The following is an 18,382-nucleotide window of genomic DNA, read 5'->3' on the forward strand; positions in this document are numbered from 1 at the left end:
CTAAAAAGAAATATCATTTAAAAATTTAACTTGTTTTTCAGCAATACTCGGGGGCACCAGCCGCATGGCCGTGTTGCGTAATGAAATTAAGATGGAATTTTCTAATTGTGCTACTTTGCCCAGGCGCCAAGAATCATTTACAATTTTAGTAGTACGCGATATTCTTCTTTTCTCAAAATTAATAAATGCCTTTTCAATCTGCTTTTCTTCTTTCATGCAAATGGCCAGTACTGCAGCATCTTCAATGGCCATACAAGCACCCTGACCCATATTCGGTGTTGTGGCGTGCGCTGCATCGCCCATTAAAACAATTCTGCCAAAGGCGAATTTCTTTAATGGCTCCAGATCAATAATATCTGACCAGATGAGTTGTTCGTTTTTAGTTTCTGCAATAATCTGAGGAATGGGCAAATGAAAATCTTCAAACTCCTTTGCTAAGTCTTGAGTTGTATATTTTTTTAATCGATCATTTTTCGCACCTGTATTCATGGTGGCAAACCAGTAAATTCTATTATTGCTAAGTGGTACAATACCGAAACGCTTCCCTTTGCCCCAGCTTTCTGAAGTTTCATCTAAGTTGAGTGCTGTCTCTGATTGATCAATCACTGCACGCCAGGCCGTATAACCCGCATAGCGAGGTTCGCTGTTCTGCACTAGTTTTTTTCTAAAGACAGAATGTATACCATCTGAAGCAATTATATAATCCGCCTCCACAGAAGTACCATCCGCAAAATTTACCAGTACACTATCGTTGTGTTGTTGAAAATCAATGGCACGCTTGCCTAATACCAATTTTTCCTGAGGCAGTTGTTGGAGTAGCACTTCATGCAAATCAGCTCTGTGTACCGCAAAATTATTAACAATATTAAGCTTAGCACTTATGTATTCAGAATCCGCAGTAGTAATGACGCGACCCTGATGATCTTTGATAGAAAGCTTTTTTAAAATTTTACCAGCTGCCAGTACTTCATCCTGCAATCCGATTGCTCTAAAAGATTGAATGGCATTTCCTGCTAAAGCCAATCCGGCACCCAGAAATTTCATTTCTGAGGCGTTTTCGTAAACGATTGCATTAATACCTTTTCGGTGTAAGGCTACGGCTAAGGTTAGTCCGCCAATACCTGCACCAATAATGGCAACACTTTGTCGATGATTCATATTACTATTTGATTCATGCTGTTTTTCTACCAACATGATGCCACCTGCGCTTACGCTTCTCTTTGCCTTCCTCTTCTAAAAATTTAGAAAAGTTGGTAAGTGCGTAGTTAAACTGCAAAAGATATGGATGCATGCTGTTTTTGATGTTAATGTTGTTCTCCATATGCACTAATTTGTATTATGACACTTATACGGTCGAATACCACTACGGTTTAGTGTATAAAATCTTTCTTATCCATGGATAATTTTTCCATCACTCATTTCCACCACCCTGTCAGAACGCTTGGCAAAGCTTTCATCATGTGTTACAGCAATTATAGTTTGCTTATAAGTATGGGTTAATTCGCTAAAAATGTCAAAAACCAGGTCACTATTATAGGTGTCCAGATTTCCAGTGGGTTCATCTCCCATAATAATATCCGGATCGTTGATCAGCGCCCTCGCAATGGCTACCCTTTGTTGTTGTCCGCCCGAAAGTTTAGATGACATCTTTCTGGCATGCTCCTGCATGCCTAATATATTCAGTTTTTCAAGAGCCTTTGCCTCTATTTCTTCCTTGCTTTTTGAACCCAACTTTAAAGCAGGCAACATAACATTTTGCAATACGGTAAACTCAGGCAATAAATAATGGAACTGAAACACAAAACCTATGTGTTTATTCCTGAATCCCGCCAGAAAATTCTGGTGCTTATCGGTAAGTCGGGTCCCTGCTATTTCAAGTTCCCCATTGTACTGCGTATCCATAGTCGACAACACATACATAAGTGTTGACTTACCACAACCTGATTTCCCTACCAAGGCCAGGAACTGACCTTTATCTACACTTAAGTCAACTTCTTTTAGAACCTGAAATTTTTCTGGTTCATAGAAGTACTTACTTATTTTATGTGCCTTTAAGACTGCCATGTTGAAAAGATTTTCTAACCTCTTAAAATTTCGATAGGATCTATGTTGGCTGCTTTACGCGATGGTAAATAACCCGCTAATGCCGTAGTTACAATTCCAAATACAATTCCGATCATATAATAAGTTGAGCTGAAGTTAACAGGAAGATATTCTATGCTTAAAAAATCACCACCATCAAAAGGTGCTCTTGAAATAAGTAGCGATAGCACAAAGCCGATCAATAACCCCAAAAGACTACCAAAAAAACCAATCACCAACGATTGCACCATAAATATTTGTTTTACATCCTTACCGGCAAAACCCATGGCTTTTAGAATAGCAATGTCTTTCATCTTATTGTGAATAGTGATGCTGAGAATATTGTAAATACCAAAGCCGGCCACAATCAACAACGTAATGGCTACTGAATAGGTGAGTATATTTCTGATAATCACGCCAAGTAACATGGTGGCATTCGCAGTTTCCCAATCTTCAGATTTATACCCAAAGGCCTGCTGAAATTCTGGCGCTACTGCTTTTGCCTGCTTAAAGTCATAGAGTTTAACGTTAACATCCGTTATGTAACTTTTCTCTTTTTCTAAAATAGTTTGCACCATACCCAGATTCGCATAGCTCTTCACGTTATCAACTGCGCCAATACCCATTTGAAAAAGCCCTACTATCTTTAATGTTTTAGTAAAACCTTGTGGTGTAGTGATGACGACACGATCGCCTGTTCGTACGCTTAATTTTTTGGCAAGCCCTGTACCCATCAAAATTCCATCCTGGTTGGTAATCAGGTTTTCAATTTGCCCCTCCTTCATTTTGCTTTTCAAATCGAAAAGCTTGTCTTCTTCCAAAATATCAACACCTGCAATTGTTCCGTTTAGTTGAACAGGGCCGTAGTTATAAAATACTTGCGAATTCAGCAGAACAGAAGCTCCCTTTACCAAAGGATGTTTACGAATCTGCTCAGCAATTTTCACCGCCCCCCGTACTTTCAGCGATTCATTCTTTGGTTTCTGGTGATGTACTTTAGTTATGCCATTTAGATTTAATTCTTCTGCTATGGATTTTCTTTCAGTAGTTACATCGTGGTATATGCGTATGTCAGGCGAAGAAGTCATAGCCAGTGATTCTGTTAAATCGTTAAGCCCCGTCATCATACTCACCATGGCAATGAACATACCTATACCAAAGGTTACCCCCAACATGGCAATCAGCGTCTGTTTGGGTTTAGTCACCAAATGTACCCAGGCAATCTGTACCGATAGTTTTAAGGATGTCATTTTACTTAACTATTAAAACACGACTGCTACTATCAAGACCATTGAGTATCTCTACTTCATCCATTGTCTCGATACCTTTGGTAATTTGTATTTTCATTGGCTTACCTTCTCTTTCAATCCAGACGGAATCTCCCTGCACTAGATTTTTGGGTAACACCAAGGCATCTTTCTTTTCTCTAACAATAATGTTTGCCTCCACAGCCAAACCAGAAAAAGAGGCTGGAAAAGTAGTGGGTATGTTTACATCTACCCGTAAGGATTGCTGACGTGTATCTACTAAAGTATAAATCTTAGAAACCACGCCTTCAAAAACTGAATCTGTAAAAGCATCTGCTTTGAATAACACTTTTTGTCCAAATTGTAGCTTGCGAATATCTTGCTCATCAACACTTAACTGTAAATAATAACTATCAGACTTGCCTATTAATGCCAGCTGTTCACCTCTACGTACAACCTCACCTACTTCTTTTTTAGTAGATAATAAACGACCATCCATTAAGCTGCGCACTACCTGTCTTCCGCTATCATCACCAGCGATTAATAATTGTTGTCTGGCATTTTCGAAAGCCAGCGTCAAATCACTTTTTGTTTTATTAAAGCGGTTTTTGGCTGCATTGTATTCATTGATTGAATTCTCGTACGTAAGCTTAACCCTGTCATACTCCACGCGGGTAGTTGCGTTTTGATTCATCAGGTTTTGAAAGCGAACGAAGTTGATGGAATCAAATTTCTTCTTGGTAGAAAGACTGTTTAAAGAAAAATGCAATTCAGCTAATATCGGAGAATCAGGTGCTGCATTCTTTTTAGCGAGTTCGAAATTCTGTCGGGCAATCTGGTAACGTGCATCAGGCTGATCAGCACTTAAAATATAAATGGCATCCCCCTTTTTCAGTAAGGCACCATCATTTAATAGCTTTTCCTGTATGCGTCCCTCACCTTCTGCCAGTACAGCGTACTCATCACTTGCCTTTAGAAATCCGGATGCATACACGGCTTCCAGTAGTGGTTTAGTTTCAGGTTTCACATAGGTGTCACCCGATTGGCATGAACCCAATAACAGCGATAGTAGAATGGCTAATAGTGCCACCAGCAAGCTCCAGGCATTTTCTAAAAAGTTACGTGGTATTTTATTTCCGAAACGATAAATGAGGGTTCGCACAGGCTTTAATATTGATTTCGATACGAATGTACGTGCCTGCACAGAGAGCAGTTAGGGTAAAAAAAGCGAAATGTGGTGTTAGGAAATTGAAGTGTTAAAAAAACAGGTTAAGCCGAAAATGAGTCATGCACCCTTTGGAGGTGCATGCTCTGCTTAAAACAAACTAAAAATCATATCAATAATACTTCGAACCTTATAATCGCGTCATGCGATGAACGAAGCGTTGAATGTGTGCTGTAGTAAGGAAGCAATCTATTGATGGGCATTTAAAACCACCAGCCAGATTGCTTCGCCCATCCCGACACAAACCCTATTCACAAGGCTCGCAATGACGGGTTCTTTTATTTTTGAGATGCCTATATCGAATTCAATCAGTTAAGGTTGGGCTGAGGGGTTACTCTCAGATACGGTTTAATGTGTGTAGCTCCTTTAGGGAAACGTGCCGGAATATCTTCGTCTTTTACGGCAGTCGTTATGATTACGTCTTCGCCATGTTGCCAGTTAGCGGGTGTTGCTACGCTGTAGTCGGCAGTGAGTTGCAGACTTTCTACCACACGAAGAATTTCATCAAAATTTCTGCCAGTGGCTGCAGGATAAGTAAGTGTCAGCTTTACTTTCTTATCAGGGCCAATAACAAAAACGGAACGCACCGTAAACTTGTCTGTTACATTAGGATGTACCATACCATACAAATTCGCCACCTTAAATTCAGGGTCGGCAATTAACGGATAGTTAACCGTTGTGTGTTGCGTTTCATTAATATCGTTTATCCATTTGTTGTGCGACTCCAATGGATCGGCACTTAAAGCCAACACCTTTACGTTGCGTTTGTCGAACTGTGGCTTCAGCTTGGCCATGGCACCTAATTCAGTAGTACACACTGGTGTAAAATCGGCAGGGTGAGAAAATAAGATCCCCCAGCTATTGCCTAACCACGCATGAAAATTAATTACACCTTCCGTTGTTTCAGCTGTAAAATCGGGGGCAACATCTCCTAATCGTAATGACATATAATAATATTTAATTCCTATAGACTTAATAGACTATAAAAATCAGCAGAAAATTCTGTTTATGCAAGTTTCTCCAGGTCGCGGATCAATATTTTCTTCCGATCGAAGTAAATCAGATTCTTTTCTTTTAACTCATTCAGAATAGTTGTTACCGTCTGCCGAGACGTACCAGTAAGGGCAGCAATGTCTTTATGGGTCAGTTTTGTAGGGATCATCGTCTCAAAACCTACTTTTTTCCCCTTCCAAGAAGCGGCATCACGTAAAAACTCAACAATACGGGTACGGGCATCTTTAAAAACCAGCAATTCTAACTTGCGTTCCATACGCATAAGGCGTAAGCCCACAAGTTTCAGTAAGCGGAAACTCAGTTCTTTGTCCTCCCACATTAACGCCTTTAAATCGTCTATACTCATGGGGCAAATGGTGGTTTCGCCATCCATGGCCTGTGCAAAATCTGTCCGTTTCTCTTCACCCGCCAGCGCCAGTTCACCAAATATTTCGCCCTTGGTTAAAATAGCTTTAACTACTTCTTTTCCATCATCAAGGTAGTGCCCTATTTTAACTCTCCCTTCTGCCACCATATAAATGTATTGCGAGGGTTCTTCAGGTCTGTAAATAATCTGGTCGCGCTTAAATGCACGAAACTCATGCTTCTTATCCATGTCCTTTGTCTTGTGCGGACAAAGAATATTGTAAAGATTTACACTCTCGAAATACCAAAGCGCTTGTGTGTTTGCCATCTGCAAGGTGGTTTTGCGTATGTTAGCACTAAATTTAAAAGAAAAGTTTCATGCAGGCGTTAAGGCTTACAGAAATATGGATTTACCCCATAAAATCGCTGGGGGGCATACGTTTTAAGCAGGCAAATGTTTTTGAAAAGGGACTTCAGTATGACAGGCGCTGGATGCTGGTCGATGAGGCAGGAAAATTTCTTACCCAAAGGGTTCATCCGATAATGGCTTTGTTTAAAGTAAGCATTGAAGGTGATACATTAACTATTACTCACACTCAAATACAGCAATCGCATAGCGTATCGTTGCACCCTCAACTAATTCAGCAATCTCAACCAGTAACCATCTGGGATGATACTGTACTTGCATATGAAGTTAGTGAAACCAGTAGTCAGTGGTTTAGTGCTTTACTCGGCATTAAGTGTAAGCTTGTTTACTTTCCTGAAGAAAACAATCGAGCAGTGGATCGTAGATATGCTACAACTGAAAATGTTAGCCTGGCGGATGGTTATCCTTTCCTCATTATCGGTCAAGCATCATTAGATGATTTAAATAGTAGACTGGAGAAGGTAGTGTCAATGAACAGGTTCAGGCCAAATTTTGTTTTCACTGGTGGCAATCCATTTGAAGAAGATGCCTGGAAAGAATTCAGCATTGGTGCTAATCGCTTTGTTGGTGTAAAACCATGCAGCCGTTGTGTTTTGATTACTGTTGATCAGAATACCGCACAAAAAAGTGATGAGCCCTTACGAACGCTTTCTACTTATAGAAAAAAAGACAATAAAATTTACTTTGGACAAAACCTGCTCGCACTGAATCATACTGTTGTGCGAGAAGGTGATTTGATTACACTAGAAACATGACTTTCTTTTATTTAAAAGCTATTCACATTATTTTCATTGTAACGTGGTTTGCAGGTTTATTCTACATGCCGCGTTTACTTATTTATATGCGCGAGGCTTTCGATAAAACAGAGCCTGAGAAAAGTATTTTATTGAAAAACTTCACCCTAATGGCCTCTCGCTTATGGTTCGGTATTGCCTGGCCGTCTGCTATTATCACGTTGATCATGGGTACCGCTATGCTAATCAATCAACCGGATTGGCTGAAACTGGGTTTCATGCATCTTAAATTGACGCTGGTTTTTCTACTTTACTTGTATCACTATTCTTTACAAATCATTTTCAATCAATTAAAAAAAGGCAATACACTTTATAGCTCCAATCAACTACGTTTTTGGAACGAAGTAGCCACTCTTTTTCTGATCAGCATTGTTTTTCTTATTGTTTTAAAAAGTGCCCTAAGCATGGTATGGGGACTTGCCGGATTAATCGTTATCACTTTAATGATTGTTGCCGGCATGAATATTTATAAAAAATACAGGAACTAATATGTTACACAACAAGCAAATCACAAGAATCAGTTTTTCATTACTTATCATCTCTGTATTATTTGCAGCATGCAACAAACCTATCGAAAAGCCTTTGCCCATTTACGGTGAGCGGGAAGTTATTAATGGAGACACGCTATTTCACACTATCGCACCATTTCAATTTGTAGACCAGGATAGCGCCCTTGTCAACAACGACACCTTTAAAGGTAAAATTTATATCGCTGATTTTTTCTTTACCTCTTGTCGCACCATTTGTCCGATTATGAAAACCCAAATGCTCCGTGTGTACGATTCATTGAAGAATGATGCTGATGTGCTCATTCTTTCCCATACCATTGATCCGGAATATGATACAGTTGCCTTGCTACATGATTTCGCTGAACGGCTGGGTGTGAGTAGCAATAAATGGCATTTTGTAACCGGTGTGCAAGACTCTATTTATAAGATTGCCCAAACCAGCTATTTTGCAACAGCGATGGAAGATAGCAGCGAGCCTGATGGTTTTATTCATAGCGGTGCTTTCTTACTTATTGATAAACAACAACGCATAAGGGGCAACTACGATGGCACAGTAGAAGAAAGTGTAAATAAGCTTATCAGAGATGTAAGAAAGTTACAACGTGAATATGCATCACAGGAAAAATAAATTCCTTCTCACCAACTTAGTGGCAAGTCTTATAGGTATAGGATTAGTTGCATGTATTGTAAGTTGTTCTCCACCAAATAGCAGCAATACCAGTAACGCTTCACCAAAATTTCAACAATATTATATTCAGGGCGAAAAATTATATAAAGCCCATTGCAGCAATTGTCATCAATTTAATGGCAAGGGGTTAGGCAGAGTATATCCTCCCATAGACAGCTCCAATTACATGACAAACAATGTTGAAGAAGTCATTTGTCTGATTAAACACGGAAAAGATGGTGAACTGCTGGTGAATGGTAAGTTATATAACCAACGTATGCCAGGTGTGGAAACCCTTACACCTTTAGAAATTGCCGAAATAAGCACATACATTTATAACACGTGGTCTAATGATCACGGACTAATTGATGTAAAGCAGGTAGAATTAGTACTTCAGGATTGTATTACAACGAAGAAAGAATAACACGCAACTCATAGTTTACCATGACATGCTTCAATGTTTCAGGATTTAAAGATTCCTTCTTCAAATCAGAGAACGTGCTTTCGTAGGCTAATACATTAAGTGATCCATCATTCACTTTAACCAATTGATCAAGATAAATTGATTTATCACTCACTAGTGGTAAAATTCTCTGAACATCTCCCCTGGCTGATAGCTTAATTAAGTAAGGATTTGTTTGTCCTGTTGCAATTCTGGTTCTGATTTCCTTTCCCTTACTATCACGCAGCAAGGTGAAATTACCTGCCAGCACAAAGCCATCTCGAACACGAACAACCTTTTGCAATGTTCCTGCAAATGAAATATCACGTCTCCAGACTAAATCACCTAATACATTAATGCATTGTACAGAAAGTGTCTCCTCTTCAGTGAAACTTTGAATTAAAGAATTTCCTTTAAACGTCAATACAAAAGTATTCGTCTCTTCTACATATAAAAGGTCACGTAGAACAGTCACTTCCTTTAACTTCTTCTTAAGTTTCTCTTCTTTCTTCTCAGTGATGTACACAAAAGTGTTAATGCTCTCAGGTCTTGTAATGTGTGTTGACGTAACAACAAAAGCGCAACCTTCTTGTGTAAGTATAGCGGATTGTATACTGTTATTAGCATCAACCACTGCGCTATCAATAGAGAAAGAGTAGTTTTGCATCCAACCTGCTTTGCCATCAGGGTTAACCCTGGCAATGAATGAAACCAAGTTATTATTCTTTTTATCAGGTTTGCCCACTCCTAATAAATAGGTGCTGCCATCCGGACTTATCAATTTCTTTTGCGTTATCCAGGTACTATTATCTAAACTACCAGGAATACTATCCGAGGTAAATAGAGGAATAGATGCACTACCAAACTTAAGAGACTTGTTGATCACTACCTCCTGACGTTGCAACGATGTCAGCAATCCGACTTTTAGATTTGAATGATAATCAGTGAGTGATTTTTTAATCAACGAATTCTCCTCTTGTGTAAATTTATCCAATCCACTTTTCCCTCCGTAAAAGGTTTTAAGATATTGTTGATGTTTAATGATGTTATCGTTTGTGATACTCGTCTGTAAATCCTGATACAGACTATCTGCAATCCTATTTTGTTGAATTAACGTACTGTAAAGTTCCAACCTCTGATTAAGTAAGGTGTCGCTTGCCTGTAATTTCTCCTTCAACATCCACTCTTGTTTAAAGGATTTATAACGAAGAAGTGCCAAAGCCAAAGAGTTTTTGTCGTAGTTATTTAGTTTGTAGATAAGTTCTTTGTCAATTCGAACAAGATCAGCACTGCTACTAGTTTTTAGTATATTCAAAACTTCTGTGATCTTCTTTTCATTGGTAGAAAGTTGCTCTTGCATTGTTAGAATTTCAGATTTATAATTCACTTTTATTCTTTCAACCCATTGCTTGTAATTCCAGAATAAAACTTTGTCCTCCAGAAAAGTCATTCGATTAATCAATCCATCCAGGCGATAGGTTTTAATCTCATTAACAATAAGTTGCTGTTTATAATCAGGCAGTGGATAATCCTTTGTTAAGGATAGATAATTGTTAAAATAAAAAAGTGATGAGTCGTAATAGCTGATCAATTCATCCATTTGCTTTTCAAAAGCAACAGAATAAAACATATAAATATCCTCCTCACTTTTGTAAGTAGTACTGATTTGGGCAAAAAGCTTAACCGCCTTATCGTACTGATTTACACTTTTAGTGAATGATTTATAAATAGCCGGGAGTTTTTGCTGAATTAGCATTGCAGAATCGTAGCCACGCTGTATTTTACCTTGCACAAAAGGAAAGGGTGCATATAATTTTCCTTTGGAATCAAATTGGCCGAAGATCGGTGCGTAATATTCATTATCACTTCTTACCTGCTGTTCTGTTACTAATTGCTTTGATTTCAGGTAACGATTTCCTGTCTCAGCTGCATGAGCCATTACGCTTTCGTATTGTGTTAATGGATTAGCCTGTCTATAGTTTCGTTCATGCAACAAAGCTAATCTGAAATTAGCATTAGGGTGATCTAACTCATAACCGATAAAATCTCTTAATGCCGAGAGTTGTTCCGAAGCAGACATGTCGGTTAAGGTTGGAAACAAGTCTTTATATTTAACGCGCTGAGCGTTTGCGGCAAGACTAGCAAACAACAATACAATTACAAATATCTTCTTCATTTTTTAAATGCTAATAATCTTTAACTCAACACGTCTATTCATGGCTTTATTCTCATCAGAGTTATTCGGCACTTTGGGCAACTTTTCACCATAACCCTGATTGGTGTAGCGGTCAGGAGCAATTTTATTTTGCAACAAATAGTCTGCTACACTTTGCGCTCTCTTTTTTGATAACACAAGGTTATAAACATCAGAACCAACGTCATCTGTATGCGCTGATACCTCCACCCTAAGCGTAGGATTTTCATTGAGGAGTTTTACTACGCGATTCAACTCAGTATAGGATACGTCAGAAAGTTGCGCTGAATTCGATTCAAAATTAATATCTTTTAAAGTCAGCTTTGCTTCCGCCTCCAGTTTCTGCAACTTAAATTCAAGTCCTTTTGCTCCACCAACGGCCATATCTAAAGTACCAGATTCAAAAGCATAGCCAGCATCACTAGTAACTTCAACCTCGTAACGGTCACCAGCACGCAGTGAAACCATTTGATTTCCTGAAACCTCAATCACCTCATCACGGTTTTTATTCCGTAGGATTACCTTAGATTTTACTTTTGAGTTATTGGAAATGTCTGCCACATTAATCTGCACTTCTTTCTTTTCTGGAATTAGCTCAATATACTTTTCAAAGTTTCTGTAGATAACCAATCCTTTGGTATCAAAATCAAGAATGGCTCCTTTGAAATCTTTGGATGAAATAATTAATTCATAAGAATAACCTATGGGAAGCTCTGCATTCAAAATTCCGCTTTTAGAATCATTATATGTGTCACTTAAAAAACTAGTTTCTCCTTTACGCCTAATCTTGATCTCTGCACCAATGGGTTCAAATATCTCTTTATCATTAACATGAAGCGCCAGTTTCACACTTTTAAAAAGCTCAATATCAAGACTTATTTCTTTATACTTTTTTTCTGCTCTAAGATCAAGTGAATGAAGGTAGCTCGAATAACCATTTTTCTTAAACTCAATATTAAAGCTTCTGCCTACCGGTAGTACTATTGTATATCGGCCATCTTCTTCATTGTTCTTCAGCGTGGACACCACTTCTGATGTAAGTGCATCGGTAATCACAATATCAACGCCAATACCGGCTTTGCTATCCATATCCAATACACTTCCCTGAACAATATTGTTCATGAATTGCCTAAGCTGAAATGGAATATTTACCGAGTAAATATCCTGATCACTATAAGTATAAAACATTTTATCGCCTTGAGCAGAAATGCATGGAAGCTGATCGCTTTGTTCGGTATTCACAAAATTGAGCGGCACAGGCATACTCCATGTGCCCAGGTTAGTTAACTGTGATTGGTATAAATCAAAGTCACCTTTACCTCCAGGTCGGTTTGAAGAAAAGATGAGAGTTTTCCCATCAGCCATAATACGTGGTGCCTTTTCACAATCCTGATTTATTGGGGAAGGTAAACGCTCTGGTTTGCCCCAAGTACCATCTGCATTTTTAGTTGAGCGAAAAATGGAAGTACAGAACATATCATTCTGCCTACGCAACTCTTTACTTGTGGGCCCTGTTTTGTTCTCCCTTACAAAATAAATAGTTGAACCATCTGCACTGATGGAAGGAAAGGCTTCGTAACCTTCTGTATTAATGGGTAGCCCAATCGTAACCGGCTCTGTCCATCCCTCTTTTTGACGAACAGAATAGAAGATATCGTGATTTCCTGTAAAGCCTACTGATCTGAAAAAGTATAAAACGTTACCATCAAAACTGATGCTGGGGCCACCAATCAAATCTGTTGAATCAACTTTGGAGTTAATATCTTTTACATCAACAGCACCACCCCATGTTCCATCAGGTAAACGATACGATTCGTAAAGACGATATTTACTCCCCTGCACATTTGCCTCAAAAAATATCTTCTTACCGTCAGCCGTAATGGAGGGCGCAAACTCGCGCACAGTCGGTTGACTGATGGCAGGCTTCTTGGTATTGGCATAAACTAAAGAGGAGTCTACCGGAGCTGTTGCTGGTGGATTAGTGTTTTGTGCAAACAAGTAGCTGGACACTACCTGGAAAAATAAAATCAAAAGTATCCGTTTATTCATACATTCACTTACTTACCGATCATGATAAATGCTCCCCAAAAATAAGGGTCATTAAATTTTGCTTTCATGGCAATCTGCGCCTGCCTGAAAGCTTCTTGTTGATTGCCTGTATTCAGCCACAGTGTATAAAACTTTACCATTAGCTCCTGCGTTGCTTGGTCATCTACTTGCCATAAGCTCATCATTACTGCTTTGGAACCGGCAACCAGAAATGATCGCTGCAAACCATAAACCCCCTCGCCATTTCTTACTTCTCCTAAACCGGTTTCGCAAGCAGAAAGCACCACCAGATCTGTATTGTCTAAATACAAATTCATGGCTTCATACGCTGACAAAGCGCCATCTTCTCCGCTTTCTATACTTACTGACTGCCTGCGTTGCGCTGCGCCCGCCATTAAAATACCTGATCTAAGTAACGGATTATTAAAAAATGTGACTTCATCACTTTCTCTGTCGTCCATGTCAATGTCGCTCATGAAATATCCGTGCGTAGCAATGTGTATGAGTTTGGGATTATCAAGTCCCTTGAGATTTTCTTCACTGGCCTCTTTTACTTTAAAGCTTCTGGCCTCCCATTGCTGCTTAGCTAATAGTGTATTAATCTCATCAACTTCTTTTTCAGTAGCGGGTAGGTTAGGAATTTCATTATCTGTAAAACCATAGGTGCGGGCAAGCGAACGTGTAGTGCCGCTGGCAACAACGCCCCCATTATTAAAGTCTACCGCCCCAAATAGAAAAGCTCCTTTTGAATTGCTCGGCTGACTAAGCTGCTGAGTAAATACTTCACTTGTGTTGCTTACCAGACCAATAGAATAATTGTCTAACACCCAAGATGCTGTTTTTACATTTTGTAATGTGTTCAGGTTAATCTTATTAAAAATACCATCACTACTGATGTATACATGTCTTGCACCTTGCAATTCGTTTTCTAATGGCTGCCAAAAATGTTTGTAAGAAAGTGTATCCGCTATTTTGAATTTGATGGTGTTTCTATGATATCGATAAAGTCTTGTTTCTAATTTAACACCATATGACCACACAACGAGCGATGGTATGACCTCATTTGGCTTTAGCACCAAACCTATGTAGTAAATTGAATCTCTTTCAAACTTGCGTTTTAGTCTGATGATTTCAACGGCAGCTTCATCAGCTTGTAAAGCTGATGCTACCTGTTCTGTTTTAATAACGGCCTGGTCAAACTGCGATTTGAATAATTCTGATTTCGATGAAAGAACTTTTTCAAGATCATTTGCTTTTTGTTGCAGAGCAGCAATGTCAATATTCTGAGATTTCCTCTCCTCTTCAGAAAGTGTGTAATACCTAACCACCTCTTCTTTTATCTTAATCCATTCTTCAAAAGATAAAACCAGAGCAGCATCTCCGCTGGTTAAAATTCGCGACCTTACTTTATTGGTTGCATTTAACAAAATAGCTTTTGTAGCCAGCTGAATATCGTACAATTCTTTAAGAACCATTGCTGCTCCTGGATTTTGTCTATTGCGTGAATAGTATTGAACACAGAAATCCTGATAAGTGTCAAAAACAGGTTTGATTTTGGCATAGAAGGCTCCCTTCTCTTTTTCGCTCATCGATGGAAAATTCTCCCGAATTTGTTCCAGATATTTTGCCACTACATTTTCATACAATGTTTTAGCTTCAGCATATTCACCCTTTGCAAAAGCGATGGTAGCTAAACCATAAAGCGATCGGGCATAGTCAGGATGATCTTCTCCTAACACTCTTTTTCTTATAGCAACACTTTCTCGCCAGGCTGTTTCTGCTTTTTCCGGCTGATTTGTGTCTTGATATAAAGAAGCAAGGTTACTCAGTGTAATCGAGTATGAGGGGTGATCTTTTCCTACTGACGCTTCTGTTATCTTTAATACTTCCTCCAGTAAGGGTCGTGCTTTATCAAACTGTCCTTGCTTTTGATAAACCGTTGCCAGATTCTGTAAACTAATCGCATATTGGGGATGTTGTTCTCCAAATGTTTTTTTATCTATTTCAAGCGATTGTTTCAGCAATAATTCTGCTTCTGCAAACTTATCCTGCAACTGATAGAGGGTTGCAAGGTTTTGAAGTGTGGTTGAGTACTCCGGATGATCTCCTCTGAACTGCGATTCAATAAGTTTTCGAGACTTAATATATAAAGGCTCGGCTTCATCATAATTACCCATGGTAAGGTAGAAGGTAGCCAGTCCGTTGGTGGCCCTTATCTTCTCAGACTGCGTACCTGTACTGGACTGTTCTAAAATCGCTATCGCCTTTTTAAATTGAGGTTCTGCATTTGAGAATTCACCTGCATATTGATAATACCTGCCTAAATTAATCAGTGCTGATGCATATTCTTCTGACTTATCTCCCAGAATAGCATTGGAAATAATCAACACTGAATCTATGGCCAATTTTGCGGATCGTAAATCACCCATTTGAAGATTTACATAAGCCAGATTTTCAAGTGCTGTAGCATATGATAAGTTTAACGCTCCAGCATTTTTTCTGGTTATTACAGCTGCCTGTTGCAGAAGATCTCTGGAAGTTAGCAACTGCCCCTCTACTTGTTTTAGCGCAGCATAGTTATTCAAGACAGATGCAAAAATCATGTCTTCTTTTATACCCTGATCATAGGAAGCAAAAATCTCCTGCACCACTGAATCAGCCTTAGTAAAATCTCCTGTTTGTTGATAAATAACTGCAATACCGTTACTGGCAATAATCCATTCGTCTGATTGTCTTCCAGATTGTGCAACTGCCTGAGAATAATTGTTTAATGCCTCTTTGTATTTGCCGGCTTTAAGTAGAGCCAAACCTTTTTTCGCAAACAAGGAAGAAATTTTTGTACCGCTCTCTTTACCTGCTTGTTTCATCGATGCCAAGGCATCATCCAGTAAAACTATGGCCTCATCATACCTTCCTAATTCTGTAAGTAACACAGAAAGGTTTTGTGCTGTTTCTGCATAGGCGAGTAACTCTGTTTCAGTACTACGGGCAAAAGCCTTTAAGGCATCACGGTACAATTTTTCAGCTTCTGCAAGCCTACCCGTTTGTTGTGCAATGGCTGCTTTATTCGAGAGCGCAATTGAGGAAGAGAGTCCACCACCACTTTTTTCTAAAATATCAAATAGTGCTGTTGCCTCTGTTGGCCTTCCCAATTTCTGCAAACACAAGGCTCTTGCATTAATGATTTTTGTGTATAGCTCTTCACCTGTTTGTGCCGTTGACTCGAAAAACTTCTGTGAAGTTGCCAATAACGTCTCTGCTTCTGCTAATTGTAATTGGCTTAACCGAATGTCACCGAGATTGTAGAGTGCTTCGTGGTAATTAATATTTTCAATATCATTGTTAAGCTCATAATATTCCTTGAGCCAACTGAAACATGTAGCTGCATCTTTAAGAAAATTATTTTCAAGACTTGCCAGTCCAAAATAATAAAAGCTTACTAACAACTCATCTGCCTTTATCGATTTATTGGTTACTTGAGAAAAGGCCGTTTTAAAAGTTTCGTAGGCAGGCATACTGTTGCCCGACAAGTAAAGTGTTGACGCAATGGCCAGTTGGTTCAGTAATAGTGGGGTATCGTCAGCTCTGTGAAAAAGCTCAAGTATGCCTCTGGCTTTTTGTAAAAGCTCAGTCGCTTTTCCATACTCACCCAATGCATTCTGAAATTGTGCCGCATTGTCTAATGCATTGGCGTAATCAATGTCTTGCTTCGATTCCCGTATTACAAGTTCTTGCTGAATATAAACAAGACCGTCTGCATACTCTCCGATAGAGAAGTTTGCATTACCTAACAACCTTAAAATAGATGCAAAATTTTCTGAGGTAGCACCGTCCTCATTTCTATAAGCCGTTAAGCAATCTGTTCCGATTTTAATTGCTTTTTCACTGTTCCCTGCTTCATAAGCCTCTTGAGCAGATGCGAACAAGTCTCTCCAGTCCTGCGCCTGAGTTGTATTGATAGAAAAACAAAAAATAAGTAATAGCCAACAACGCATAAGTAGATAATTTGCAAAATTGCTAACAACGCTGTCAAACTAAAATACCTTATTATAGGTATTCGGCAGCATTATAAGGAGAGGTAATCAAAAATAGTCAACAAAAGGCTAACTACAGCTATCTACACGCATGAAATACCTTGCAAAATGTCAATAACTTATGATACGTATTTTAGTATGTGGCTAAATCTGAACAATCAACGCTCAAAGTCGATAAATCACTCGCTTACATAAAAGAATATTAAACATTGGCATGTTTATCAAGTGCATCATTCATGACGTTAGTCTGAATCTGGATTGACTCCTGATGTACCAGTTTCAAAAATTCTTTGGAAAAATCTTCACTAATGCCCATCGCTAAGCCCATGGCTACACGGGTATTGATAATTTCTTCCCAACGATTTACTTGTAGAATAGTCACACCGTTCTCTTTCTTGTATTGACCAATTTTTTCAGAGATTTTCATACGAGCAGACAGTTTGTGCATGATGTCATCGTCAAGTTGATCTATCTGTTCACGCAAGGCTACCAATGTATCTTTAAACGACTTACTATCTGAAGAGGCTGTTCTAACAATCAAGGCATCCAGTATTTTACTTAATGCTGTTGGTGTTACTTGTTGTTTTGCATCACTCCAGGCCGCGTCAGGGGTAATATGGCTCTCAATCATTAAGCCAACCATATCTAAATCAAGTGCCTTTTGCGATACAAATGAAATCAAATCACGGGCTCCGGTAATATGACTAGGATCGCAGATAATGTCTAACTCTGGTATTCTGGTTTTAAGATCGATGGCTAACTCCCACATAGGTGCATTTCTAAAAGGACCTTTTTCAAAAGATGAAAACCCACGATGAATAGCCGCCATTTTTGTAATACCCGCTTTGCTCAATCGCTCTACTGCGCCAATCCAAAGTTCCAAATCAGGGTTAACAGGATTTTTAACCATCACTGGAATATCTACTCCTTTCAATGAGTCGGCAATCTCCTGAACTGAAAAAGGATTCACTGTAGTTCTTGCACCAATCCAAAGTATATCAACACCCGCTTTCAAACTGGCTTCCACGTGAGCTGCGGTGGCCACTTCTGTTGTTATGGGCAAACCTGTTTCTTTTCTGGCATTCACCATCCATTCAAGGCCTATATCACCAACACCTTCAAATTGCCCCGGCCTTGTGCGTGGCTTCCATATACCTGCACGCAAGGCATGTACTTTACCAGTAGCTGCCAGTTGTTTACATGTAGTAATGGTTTGGCTCTCTGTTTCTGCACTACAAGGGCCTGAAATAATTATCGGATGATTGCTTTGAGTGACTTCTGATGTTTTTCTTAGTGCTGGCAACCATTTCTTAATTGATTCGAGTTGAAGTTCCTTTTTCATAGTAATATACT

The 18,382-nt window shown here is 39.1% G+C and carries 15 protein-coding genes; 4 read left to right on the forward strand and 11 right to left on the reverse strand.

Features of this window, described 5'->3' with window-relative positions; translation table 11 throughout:
• The 7 genes from SanaruYs_RS19425 to SanaruYs_RS19450 all read right to left on the reverse strand — a co-directional run bounded on the left by SanaruYs_RS19425 (position 1) and on the right by SanaruYs_RS19450 (position 6,241).
• Positions 1–1,158 (reverse strand): FAD-dependent monooxygenase, encoded by a 1,158-nt coding sequence (locus tag SanaruYs_RS19425; RefSeq protein WP_160118730.1) that lies wholly within the window; start codon positions 1,156–1,158, stop codon positions 1–3.
• A 13-nt stretch (positions 1,159–1,171) separates the two neighbouring features.
• Positions 1,172–1,321, reverse strand: a complete 150-nt coding sequence (locus SanaruYs_RS20170; RefSeq protein ID WP_160118731.1) for a hypothetical protein — start codon at positions 1,319–1,321, stop codon at positions 1,172–1,174.
• A gap of 68 nt (positions 1,322–1,389) precedes the next feature.
• Positions 1,390–2,064, reverse strand: coding sequence for an ABC transporter ATP-binding protein (locus tag SanaruYs_RS19430; protein ID WP_127124281.1), 675 nt, complete (start codon positions 2,062–2,064; stop codon positions 1,390–1,392).
• A 14-nt stretch (positions 2,065–2,078) separates the two neighbouring features.
• Positions 2,079–3,332, reverse strand: a complete 1,254-nt coding sequence (locus SanaruYs_RS19435; protein ID WP_127124282.1) for an ABC transporter permease — start codon at positions 3,330–3,332, stop codon at positions 2,079–2,081.
• Position 3,333: 1 nt separating this feature from the next.
• Entirely contained in the window at positions 3,334–4,491 is a 1,158-nt protein-coding gene (locus SanaruYs_RS19440; protein ID WP_127124283.1) for an efflux RND transporter periplasmic adaptor subunit, read from the reverse strand.
• A gap of 371 nt (positions 4,492–4,862) precedes the next feature.
• On the reverse strand, positions 4,863–5,501 hold the full coding sequence (locus SanaruYs_RS19445) for a peroxiredoxin (RefSeq protein WP_127124284.1): 639 nt from the start codon (positions 5,499–5,501) through the stop codon (positions 4,863–4,865).
• Between the two features lie 59 nt (positions 5,502–5,560).
• A complete protein-coding gene (locus SanaruYs_RS19450) occupies positions 5,561–6,241 on the reverse strand; it encodes a Crp/Fnr family transcriptional regulator (protein WP_127124285.1) in 681 nt (226 codons plus the stop codon).
• A 50-nt stretch (positions 6,242–6,291) separates the two neighbouring features.
• Here SanaruYs_RS19450 and SanaruYs_RS19455 point away from each other — a divergent pair, with 50 nt between their 5' ends.
• The 4 genes from SanaruYs_RS19455 to SanaruYs_RS19470 are packed head-to-tail and all read left to right on the forward strand — an operon-like array spanning position 6,292 to position 8,734.
• Positions 6,292–7,095 (forward strand): MOSC domain-containing protein, encoded by an 804-nt coding sequence (locus SanaruYs_RS19455; RefSeq protein ID WP_127124286.1) that lies wholly within the window; start codon positions 6,292–6,294, stop codon positions 7,093–7,095.
• Positions 7,092–7,622 carry a CopD family protein gene (locus SanaruYs_RS19460; RefSeq protein ID WP_127124287.1) on the forward strand — a complete coding sequence of 177 codons (531 nt, stop codon included), beginning with the start codon at positions 7,092–7,094 and terminating at the stop codon, positions 7,620–7,622. The genes SanaruYs_RS19455 and SanaruYs_RS19460 overlap by 4 nt, the downstream gene beginning before the upstream one ends.
• Before the next feature lies 1 nt (position 7,623).
• Positions 7,624–8,271, forward strand: coding sequence for an SCO family protein (locus SanaruYs_RS19465; protein ID WP_127124288.1), 648 nt, complete (start codon positions 7,624–7,626; stop codon positions 8,269–8,271).
• Positions 8,252–8,734 (forward strand): c-type cytochrome, encoded by a 483-nt coding sequence (locus SanaruYs_RS19470; protein ID WP_127124289.1) that lies wholly within the window; start codon positions 8,252–8,254, stop codon positions 8,732–8,734. The genes SanaruYs_RS19465 and SanaruYs_RS19470 overlap by 20 nt, the downstream gene beginning before the upstream one ends.
• Here SanaruYs_RS19470 and SanaruYs_RS19475 read toward each other — a convergent pair.
• From SanaruYs_RS19475 to SanaruYs_RS19490, 4 genes are all read right to left on the reverse strand, one after another.
• Positions 8,715–10,928, reverse strand: coding sequence for a hypothetical protein (locus SanaruYs_RS19475; RefSeq protein ID WP_127124290.1), 2,214 nt, complete (start codon positions 10,926–10,928; stop codon positions 8,715–8,717). The two genes, SanaruYs_RS19470 and SanaruYs_RS19475, sit on opposite strands and share 20 nt — an antisense overlap.
• Before the next feature lie 3 nt (positions 10,929–10,931).
• The gene (locus SanaruYs_RS19480; protein ID WP_127124291.1) at positions 10,932–12,995 is read right to left on the reverse strand and encodes an OmpA family protein; all 2,064 of its coding nucleotides are present in this window, start codon (positions 12,993–12,995) and stop codon (positions 10,932–10,934) included.
• A gap of 8 nt (positions 12,996–13,003) precedes the next feature.
• Positions 13,004–16,990, reverse strand: a complete 3,987-nt coding sequence (locus tag SanaruYs_RS19485) for a CHAT domain-containing tetratricopeptide repeat protein (protein WP_127124292.1) — start codon at positions 16,988–16,990, stop codon at positions 13,004–13,006.
• 241 nt (positions 16,991–17,231) lie between these two features.
• Complete coding sequence (locus SanaruYs_RS19490) at positions 17,232–18,371, reverse strand: chorismate mutase (RefSeq protein ID WP_127124293.1); 1,140 nt, start codon at positions 18,369–18,371, stop codon at positions 17,232–17,234.
• Positions 18,372–18,382 lie beyond the last annotated feature (11 nt).

The organism is Chryseotalea sanaruensis, from assembly GCF_003990915.1.
GTDB lineage: Bacteria > Bacteroidota > Bacteroidia > Cytophagales > Cyclobacteriaceae > Chryseotalea > Chryseotalea sanaruensis.

Excerpts from the sequence above, each read along its gene's own strand:
- SanaruYs_RS19450 (WP_127124285.1), bottom strand. The coding sequence starts at position 6,241 with ATGGCAAACACACAAGCGCTTTGGTATTTCGAGAGTGTAAATCTTTAC.
- SanaruYs_RS19425 (WP_160118730.1), bottom strand. The coding sequence starts at position 1,158 with ATGAATCATCGACAAAGTGTTGCCATTATTGGTGCAGGTATTGGCGGA.
- SanaruYs_RS19445 (WP_127124284.1), bottom strand. The coding sequence starts at position 5,501 with ATGTCATTACGATTAGGAGATGTTGCCCCCGATTTTACAGCTGAAACA.
- SanaruYs_RS19430 (WP_127124281.1), bottom strand. The coding sequence starts at position 2,064 with ATGGCAGTCTTAAAGGCACATAAAATAAGTAAGTACTTCTATGAACCA.
- SanaruYs_RS20170 (WP_160118731.1), bottom strand. The coding sequence starts at position 1,321 with ATGGAGAACAACATTAACATCAAAAACAGCATGCATCCATATCTTTTG.
- SanaruYs_RS19470 (WP_127124289.1), top strand. The coding sequence starts at position 8,252 with ATGCATCACAGGAAAAATAAATTCCTTCTCACCAACTTAGTGGCAAGT.
- SanaruYs_RS19455 (WP_127124286.1), top strand. The coding sequence starts at position 6,292 with ATGCAGGCGTTAAGGCTTACAGAAATATGGATTTACCCCATAAAATCG.
- SanaruYs_RS19435 (WP_127124282.1), bottom strand. The coding sequence starts at position 3,332 with ATGACATCCTTAAAACTATCGGTACAGATTGCCTGGGTACATTTGGTG.
- SanaruYs_RS19485 (WP_127124292.1), bottom strand. The coding sequence starts at position 16,990 with ATGCGTTGTTGGCTATTACTTATTTTTTGTTTTTCTATCAATACAACT.
- SanaruYs_RS19480 (WP_127124291.1), bottom strand. The coding sequence starts at position 12,995 with ATGAATAAACGGATACTTTTGATTTTATTTTTCCAGGTAGTGTCCAGC.
- SanaruYs_RS19465 (WP_127124288.1), top strand. The coding sequence starts at position 7,624 with ATGTTACACAACAAGCAAATCACAAGAATCAGTTTTTCATTACTTATC.
- SanaruYs_RS19490 (WP_127124293.1), bottom strand. The coding sequence starts at position 18,371 with ATGAAAAAGGAACTTCAACTCGAATCAATTAAGAAATGGTTGCCAGCA.
- SanaruYs_RS19475 (WP_127124290.1), bottom strand. The coding sequence starts at position 10,928 with ATGAAGAAGATATTTGTAATTGTATTGTTGTTTGCTAGTCTTGCCGCA.
- SanaruYs_RS19460 (WP_127124287.1), top strand. The coding sequence starts at position 7,092 with ATGACTTTCTTTTATTTAAAAGCTATTCACATTATTTTCATTGTAACG.